The sequence below is a fragment of the Bartonella sp. CL435QHHD genome (assembly GCF_042195095.1).
Classification (GTDB): domain Bacteria; phylum Pseudomonadota; class Alphaproteobacteria; order Rhizobiales; family Rhizobiaceae; genus Bartonella.
Genome location: NZ_JBHINS010000037.1, coordinates 1 through 8,190, shown reverse-complemented (window position 1 = coordinate 8,190; position 8,190 = coordinate 1). Strand labels below are relative to the sequence as shown.

General features: G+C 42.1%; 8 protein-coding genes and 1 pseudogene. 1 reads left to right on the top strand and 8 read right to left on the bottom strand.

Annotation, left to right across the window (positions count from 1 at the left end):
• The first annotated feature begins 240 nt into the window (after positions 1-240).
• The gene (locus tag ACFILH_RS01680) at positions 241-441 is read left to right on the top strand and encodes an AlpA family transcriptional regulator (protein WP_007347209.1); all 201 of its coding nucleotides are present in this window, start codon (positions 241-243) and stop codon (positions 439-441) included.
• A 51-nt stretch (positions 442-492) separates the two neighbouring features.
• On the opposite strand, the gene ACFILH_RS01675 is transcribed toward ACFILH_RS01680, so the two are convergent.
• The 8 genes and pseudogenes from ACFILH_RS01675 to ACFILH_RS01640 form a co-directional block, all read right to left on the bottom strand.
• Positions 493-852, bottom strand: coding sequence for a hypothetical protein (locus ACFILH_RS01675; protein ID WP_375624232.1), 360 nt, complete (start codon positions 850-852; stop codon positions 493-495).
• A 180-nt stretch (positions 853-1,032) separates the two neighbouring features.
• Positions 1,033-1,440, bottom strand: coding sequence for a hypothetical protein (locus ACFILH_RS01670; RefSeq protein WP_375643795.1), 408 nt, complete (start codon positions 1,438-1,440; stop codon positions 1,033-1,035).
• A gap of 21 nt (positions 1,441-1,461) precedes the next feature.
• A complete protein-coding gene (locus tag ACFILH_RS01665) occupies positions 1,462-2,202 on the bottom strand; it encodes a filamentous hemagglutinin (protein ID WP_375667267.1) in 741 nt (246 codons plus the stop codon).
• A 12-nt stretch (positions 2,203-2,214) separates the two neighbouring features.
• Positions 2,215-2,616, bottom strand: coding sequence for a hypothetical protein (locus tag ACFILH_RS01660; RefSeq protein ID WP_375667266.1), 402 nt, complete (start codon positions 2,614-2,616; stop codon positions 2,215-2,217).
• Positions 2,613-4,564 (bottom strand): annotated as a pseudogene (locus ACFILH_RS01655) (hemagglutinin repeat-containing protein); the annotation flags it as partial. The pseudogene ACFILH_RS01655 and the gene ACFILH_RS01660, both read right to left, overlap by 4 nt.
• A gap of 201 nt (positions 4,565-4,765) precedes the next feature.
• The gene (locus ACFILH_RS01650) at positions 4,766-5,242 is read right to left on the bottom strand and encodes a hypothetical protein (RefSeq protein ID WP_375662881.1); all 477 of its coding nucleotides are present in this window, start codon (positions 5,240-5,242) and stop codon (positions 4,766-4,768) included.
• A gap of 167 nt (positions 5,243-5,409) precedes the next feature.
• Positions 5,410-5,817, bottom strand: a complete 408-nt coding sequence (locus ACFILH_RS01645) for a hypothetical protein (protein ID WP_375628259.1) — start codon at positions 5,815-5,817, stop codon at positions 5,410-5,412.
• Positions 5,814-8,190, bottom strand: a 2,377-nt coding sequence (locus ACFILH_RS01640) for a hemagglutinin repeat-containing protein (protein ID WP_375667265.1), incomplete at its 5' end; no start/stop codon positions are given. The genes ACFILH_RS01645 and ACFILH_RS01640, both read right to left, overlap by 4 nt.

The window sequence follows — 8,190 nt, the reverse complement described above, 5'->3', positions numbered from 1 at the left end:
AAATGGGCGGCTTATGTCACGGGTCAAACCTAAAATATGGGGTGAATAACCCCATTATCTGTGGATAACTTTAGCTCTCTTGTCTCTCATTCTTTCTCAATAAGATTCATCACGTATCACATCAGAAATTGTATAATAAAATATTGTTTTCTATGAATAAAACATCTTTCTAAATGAACCAAAATGTGGTTAATAAATAGTTATGATTTGTTACCATTTTTATAGTGAAAGGATTTTAATATGACAGAAAATGATATTCTTTTAACAGACCGTGAAAGTGCAAAATTGCTTCATATGAGTGTCTCAACTTTCCGCCGTCATGTAACCAATGGCTCTCTCCCAAAACCTTTAAAATTTGGCTTTTTATCCCGTTGGTTACAATCAGATCTTTTGAATGTAATCGAACAAGCAAAACAGCAACGTCAAAGTGACGCGGCATAAAAAAACCTTGTCACGTAAGGATGGACAAGGCTTTCTCTGCTGAAGCAAGACTTAAGGTTTGCATTCAAGTTGTTCTGAATGCTTTTTACAATAAGAGCTATTTAAGCGTCTCTCAACACTTCGCTGAGGCATGACAGCACCAGGACGACATATGGGAAGGTTGTCTGATTTATGGTTCTCACACCAATCTTGTATTGTAAAGCTAGGGCGAAAACCTGATTGCGCCATACACATTTCAATACTGGCAAATTGATTCAAATCTAGCGCCACAACCTTATTAAGGTCCGGTACTCCACATTCTAAAAGTATTTTATTTCTCCATAATGCTGGAGAAAGTGAGGGAATTGAGTTAACACATCCAGTGATACTTAACAGAGCTATACAACTCAATAGTTTTAAGATTTTCTTCATTATTCCCCTCTTTCAATGGATTTATTTACAATAAAAAAGCTCATAAGCCTGTTGATATTTTCTGTCATCGCTGCTTAAAACAACGGTGAACAATATTGAGATGATGCATTGAGAAAACAATCCCACCATTCCAAGTGAAGGCAAGGATAGCGGATTGTTAATCATCACAAACAGCAAAACTTAAGGATAACATTCATATTGTTCTGGATGCTTTTTACAAAAAGGGCTGTTCAAGCGCTTCTTGACACTGCGCTGTGGTATGACAGCACCTGGACGACAAGCCGGAAGATTCTTTCCTTGAAAATTCTCACACCACGTTCCTGCCTCTGTATCTTTATAGCGGAATCCTGATTGAACCATACAAGAATCAATAAACGCCTTTTTATTTAAACTTAACTTTCTATTTTCTGGATCCTTATCATAAGGGGTTGGCATTCCACATTCTAATAAGGCTTTTCCTACCTCAGTAAAATCAGTAACACCATTTTTCTCCCACGCGCTCAAATATCCTCCAGGAGTTTTATTAAACTGACATCCAGCTATACTTAACAAAGTTACAGCGCTTAATAATTTTAAAGTTTGTTTCATTTTTTTCCTCCATGATTTAATTCAAGGTTTTTGTTTTAAATGAGATGAGCCATACCTTTTTTGGCATTTTTGACCCGCATCTCCAAGACAGGTATGGGAGCTTATGGGATTCATGATCACTCTCCACCATTCTTTCCACCAGTTACTGCCAGCAGGTATTGTCTCGTAAGTATAGCCATTGCCGCCAATAATTCTGCTGACAAAGTCATATCTATTCCCATCAAAGCCAATAGTGGTTTGTTTGCCATCACTCACATAACCTAACAGACCGGATGCAACTAAAACATTGAAGGCTGGTCCATAGAAATTGATATTCGTGTTGTCGGCTATACCGTGCACACCTTCTTGTTTGAAAGAATTCAGCATATTCCCCAATGTCATTGTCCCGCGACTATGTCCATAAAGTTCTAATCCTGTAAGACCATAGCTATACATCAAATCTTTTGCTTCTTGTGTTGAATTGGTCAAACCCCAAAAGTTATTTTCCATAAACTTCTGATAACCCGCGACCAGAAGTTCTGAAATAGCAGAATCGGCTTCTGGGAACACAACAAAATAAAGCGGTACATTTTTATTCTCCGCATGTTGCTCTGCATAAACAGCCGCCTCATAGGGTGTTGTAAGAATACCATTGAGGAAAAAATGAACCTTGCCATCAGAACCTTTTTGTAAATTCTGTTGTTCTTCATCCGTTAAATAATGTGCGTGAGGAAACAATCGCGCCATTCCAAGTGAAGGCAAGGATGGCGGATTGTTGATCATCACAAGCAAGACTTAAGGCTTGCATTCAGGTGCATTTTTATATTTTTTACAAAAAGGGCTGTTTAAGCGCTTCTTGACACTGGGCCTCGGGATCACAGCACCTGGACGACATATGGGAAGGTTTTCGGCTTTATGATTCTCGCACCAAGTCCCCCTCTCCACTTTATCACGGAAACCAGCCTGAACCATACAAGCATAAATTGTTGCCTTTTGATTAAAGCTGCGATTATCATTCTCTGGATCCGCATCAATAAGGCTTGGCATTCCACATTCTAACAAGGCTTTTCCTGCCTCTGTCAAATCTGCTCCTGGCTTCTCCCACGCAGTCACATACCCTGGAGCAGGTTTGTTAAACTGACATCCAGCGATACTCAATAGAGTTATCGCACTTAATAATTTTAAGGTTTGTTTCATTTTTTACTCCTTAAAGGGACTTGTTCTAGATGAGATGAGCCATAAATCTTTTGGCACATATCACTCGCATGTCTAAGGCAAGTATGGGGATTGTAAGGATCTGATAACATATTCCATGTTTCTTTCAACATGTTACTACCAGCAGGTATTGTCTCATAAGTATAGCCATTACCGCCAATAGTGGTTTGTTTGCCATCACTCACATACCCTAACAGACCGGATGCAACTAAAACATTAAAGGCTGGTCCATAGAGATTGATAGTCGTGTTTTCGTTGGCTATACCGTGAACACCTTCTTGTTTGAAAGAATTCAGCATATTCCCCAATGTCATTGTCCCGCGACTATGTCCATAAAGTTCTAATCCTGTAAGACCATAGCTATACATCAAATCTTTTGCTTCTTGTGTGGAATTGGTCAAACCCCAAAAGTTATTTTCCATAAACTTCTGATAGCCCGCGACCAGAAGTTCTGAGATAGCAGAATCAGCTTCTGGGAACACAACAAAATAAAGCGGTACATTTTTATTCTCCGCATGTTGAACCGCATAAACAGCAGCTTCATAGGGTGGCGTAAAAATGCCATTGAGGGACACATGCACCTTGCCATCAGAGCCGGCTTGCAAATGCTGCTTTTCTTCATCCGTTAAATAATGAAACTTAGGTATTGGTTGTCCACGAGCGTCTTTGATATACTGTCCATTTTCATCTTTTTTATAGATTATATTGCCCTTTTCATCACGGTCGACAACGGCGATGGGGTGCTCTTTGATAAACATGGTTTTATAGGAATCATCGCTGTATTTAAACCCTTCTTCTAAGAGTTGGGTTGCCATTTCACGGTTTTCATGAACGATTTGTTCCAGCTTGCCTACATCGAGCTGTTGTACACCCTTATGGGCGGTGGCAGTATCACGATTAAGGGAGGCTATGGCTTGTTCCACGTCTTGCCCTGTCAATGCCTTCTGCCCTGCTTCATCAGTAATGACGATAGTGCCATTGCTGATAGCAGATTTGGTATATCCTTCCTCTGAATCTTGGGCTTTTGAATGATCTAAGACATTTTTAGCAATGTTTTTCCCGACACCATATTTTCCCTGATACATCGGACCACCTGCTGAAATGCTTAAACCTTGACTGCTGGCTTGCGCATGCGCACTGTTGCTGATATCACTGGTGCTAATGCTTCCTGTGGTCAGGCTGTTTTTATCTGCCGGCGCGATGCTTTCAATAATACCCCCGGTCAGCGTTGTTTTATCTTTAACGTTGATCTTAAAACCGCCATCACCCGATTTGATGCCTGATTGTTCCACAACACTATGATAATCGCTAGAGGATTTATCCTTGTTCAAGGAAATATTGGTTGTGGCTGCATCATCCTTTTTTCCACCATTAAACCCAATAGAAAAAGAGTTTTGCTTGCTGGAACTTTGTCCCGTATCACTGCGGCTGACAACGGTAAAATCACCCCCTACTTCCATTTCTACACGCTCTCCAGAAACCACGGCGCCTGCCAATGTGGTGTTTGCCCCACTCGTTGTGTGAACTGTGCCGGTTCCAATAATATGGCTGTTCTTCTGTTGAACCTCCTCACTGGACCCCTTTTGCCTTTACCAAAAGAAGCATTCCCCATCCACCCTGTACCACCGGTACCATAACTATACCCAACATTCATCGAAGCGCTTTGCGTGTGGTTTTCTGTGCTTTGCGTGTTTTGCGCACTTTCAAAGATGATATCTTCACCTGCTCCCATGGTGATATTTCCACTCTGTTTATCATTGCTTTGCATCGGGTTTGTGCCGGCAATAATATCGGCTCCAACACCATGGATGCTGCCTTTGTGGGCTTGCATATTAACAGCGCGTCCTGCTTCTATTGTTGTGGTCATCGCGGTGGAAGCTTGAGAAGAAGCTTCTGCTTTCTTAAAGCCCACTGTCATACTGCCAGATGCGCCAGCCTCGGTCAAACCGCTTAACGTATCCTGTGGATTGCCCCACGACTTTGGCTTCAAAATACGCATCCCCCGTAATGAAACCTCACCTGCCTTATTGTCGACTATCTTAAACACCAAATTAAAAGTGCCCGTTGTGTGGATAAAGAAGGAGACAGCTTTGATCCTCTACTTCATTCGTGATTTTATCTAACGACCTTTTTAACGATGGGGAGGACGCTTTGGTGATCGCTTTTGTAAAGCTTTTTGCTTTTGCTGACGTTTTCTTTCATCCTCAAAATGCGTTAGTAAAGCGCGTTCCTGTTTCGTTTTGTTGGTCACACCAAAGGTGTCATTGTCCATAAATTGCTGATATCCAGCTAGCATCAAATTAGCTAAAAACGAGTCACTTTTCAGAGGTTGTACAAAATAGAGCCCTTTTGAATCTTGCAATTTATACCGGAAACCTGCTTTTTTCATGCACTCATAAACTGAGGCAAATTCACTCGCATACGAATTCATATCACTAGAAGAAGCATAAACCGGTTTCCAGCCACATTTTGATAAGGATTGTTGGATCATCGCTTTATCGACACCTGGTTTTTCCCATAATGCTAAAGTTGATGGAGGAGGTTGGTTAACACATCCAGCTATACTTAACAGAGCTATGCCGCTCAATAATTGCAAGACTTTCTTCATTCTTCCCCTCCTTCAGTGGGTTTCTTTACGATAAAACAGCTCATAAGCTTGTTGATATTTCCTGTCACCGCTGCTTAAAACAACGGTGAACAATATTGAGATGATTGGTTGAGGAAACAATCCCGCCATTCCAAGCGAAGGCAAAGAGGGGGATTGTTGATCATCACTTAAGGCTTGCATTCATCCGCGTTTTTATACCTTCTACAAAACGGGCTGTTTAAGCGCTTTTCGACACTTCTCTTCGGGATGACAGCACCAGGCTGACAAATGGGGAGGTTTTCCTCTTTAAAAGTATAACACGGACTCCCTCCCCCTTTATAACGGAATCCTGCTTGAATCATACATGTATAAGTTGTTGCTTTTGCATTGATGCTCTGCTTTCTATTTTCTGAATCAGGATCGATAAGACTCGGCATTCCACATTCTAATAAGGCTTTTCCTACCTCAGTAGAATCCGCACCTGACTTCTCCCACATACTCACGTACCCTGGAGCAGGTTTGTCAATGTTTTCAATGTCACATCCAGTAACCGTTAACAAAATGAGCAGGCTTAATAAATTAAAAAACATTTTCATTTTTTGTTCCCTGTTCTCGTTGAATAAAGTTTTTTAAAATCAAATGAACCGTAATTCCATCTACACGCATCACTCGCATCAGCATAACAATTATGGGGGCTCGGGTTAAGGCCCAAGACCGCTCTCCCCATCTCTCTGATTGGATTAGTTGCTATAGTAAATAAACTGTTTGCTGCAAATATCGTCATATAAAAAGGATTTTTTATACCTTTCTCCAAAAGTGAAAAATCTAGATTTAAAGGTGCCTTATAAGCCGTAGGCCAATTGTAACCAATCACTGTACTAATGGGGTCTAACATATGACCTTGTATGTAGATATAATTTTTTTCGCCATCGCTTAGATAATCTACTGTATTGGCCATCGATTGCATGTGAGCAGCCGCTCCAACAAGATAGAAGTCTGTTTTCTTGGCTACACTGTGGATACCATGTTCTTGCAAGTCATTTGCTCCATTGCGTATTGTTAAGGTACCCCGGCTATGCCCACTAACAATAGCATTGTCATTGCCATAACGATAGATAAAATCTTGGAACTTCTTGGTCGAATTACTCAATCCCCAAGTGCTACCCTCCCAAAACTTTTGATAATATGCTACCCCTAATTCTACCAGCACATCATCAGCTTGGGGAAAGTATGTAAAATAAAGGGGACCATTTTTATTAACAGCCAATTGGACAGCATTACCCGCAGCATCATCTGGTGAATTAAAAATGCCATTGTAGAACATATAAACAGCACCATTAGGGCCTTTTTGTAAATGCTTTTCTTCCTCTGGCTTTAAAAAGTGATACAGAGTGATATATTTTCCATCACTGCCTTTTATAGGTTTTCCATTTTCATCGGTTAAATAGAGGACATTGCCATTTTCATCATGCGCAACCTCACCCACTGGATGGTCAACATAAAATGCCATTTTACGAACCCCATCCCATATATCAAACCATTCATCTACCCATTTATTTCTCATACCTAAACGATTACGCAATATATCCTCAAGCGGTGCGACATCTAGCTGTCCTACTGCCTGGTGTGCTGCTGCGGTGTTGCGGTTGAGAGAGCCAATGATTTGTCCAGCATCTTGCCCCATCGCCCTCTGTCCAGTTGTATCAGTAAGGATGATAGTCCCATCGCTGATAGCAGATTTGGTTTCCCCTTCTGCTCCATCCTTGGCTTTGCCGTGATTTAAAACATTCTTGGCAATGTTTTTTATCGTGTCATTCCCAGAAATGCTAAACCCATGGCTGCTGGCTTTAGCATGGGCACCGTTGCTGATATCACTGGTGGTAATGCTTCCAGTGGTCAGGCTGTTTTTATCTGCCGGCGCGGTGCTGGCAATGATGCCTCCGGTCAGCGTTGTTTTGTCTTTAACTATGATATTAAAGCCGCCATCACCCGCTTTGATGCCTGATTGTTCCACAACACTATGATAATCGCTGGAGGATTTATCCTTTTGGAAAGAGGCGCTCATGGAGCCCCCACCACCCGTTTGTCCAGCACCAAACCCAACAGAAACAGAGTTTTGCTTGCTGGAAGTTTGTCCCGTATCACTGCGACTGGTAATGGCAAAATCACCCCCTACTTCCATTTCTACACGCTCTCCAGAAACCACGGCGCCTGCCAATGTGGTGTTTGCCCCACTCGTGGTATGAACGGTGCCGGTGCCTATAATATGGCTGTTTTTGTGTTGAACTTCCTCACTGGAACCTTCCCCTTGACTAAAAGCAGCACTGCCCGTTGCCCCTGCGCCACCCGTGCCATAACCGGTGCCAACACTCATTGAAGCACTTTCACTGCTGTTTTGTGTGCTTTGCGTGTTTTGTGCACTTTCAAAGATGATATCTTCACCTGCTTCCATAGTGATATTTCCGCTCTGTGCATCATTTTCCAGCACATAGATTGGATTGGTACCAGCGATAATATCAGCGCCAACACCATGAATGCTGCCTTTGTGGGCTTGCATGTTAACAGCGCGTCCGCCTTCTATGCTATCTGTCACCGCTGTGGAGACTTGAGAAGAGGCTTCTGTTTTCTCAGTTTTAAAGCCCACGGTTACACTGCCAGATGCACCAGCCAGATTGGCAAGAGCATCCTTGGTGGAGCCCCCCAATCCTCCTAATGAGCTACTCAGTCCTTTGGTTACGTTCCCCTTTTCCCCCGTATTGCCAGTCAGCCAATTAACAAAGGTTTTGCCTTTACTATAAAGATGACTGATTTTCATGCCAGTCAGTATGCCATTAATAACTGTATTGTTACCATCCTTATTATTCATGTGATCTGCGGCATCTTTTAGTCCTTGTACCGTGCCAAGGACACCGATATCAACGGAAGTTGTCACACCAGCAAAAGACTTTTCATGCTTTTCTTTTGCGTTA

Coding starts and splice junctions, on each gene's coding strand:
- ACFILH_RS01650 (WP_375662881.1), bottom strand. CDS start 5,242: ATGAAGAAAGTCTTGCAATTATTGAGCGGCATAGCTCTGTTAAGTATA.
- ACFILH_RS01670 (WP_375643795.1), bottom strand. CDS start 1,440: ATGAAACAAACTTTAAAATTATTAAGCGCTGTAACTTTGTTAAGTATA.
- ACFILH_RS01665 (WP_375667267.1), bottom strand. CDS start 2,202: ATGATCAACAATCCGCCATCCTTGCCTTCACTTGGAATGGCGCGATTG.
- ACFILH_RS01645 (WP_375628259.1), bottom strand. CDS start 5,817: ATGAAAATGTTTTTTAATTTATTAAGCCTGCTCATTTTGTTAACGGTT.
- ACFILH_RS01675 (WP_375624232.1), bottom strand. CDS start 852: ATGAAGAAAATCTTAAAACTATTGAGTTGTATAGCTCTGTTAAGTATC.
- ACFILH_RS01660 (WP_375667266.1), bottom strand. CDS start 2,616: ATGAAACAAACCTTAAAATTATTAAGTGCGATAACTCTATTGAGTATC.
- ACFILH_RS01680 (WP_007347209.1), top strand. CDS start 241: ATGACAGAAAATGATATTCTTTTAACAGACCGTGAAAGTGCAAAATTG.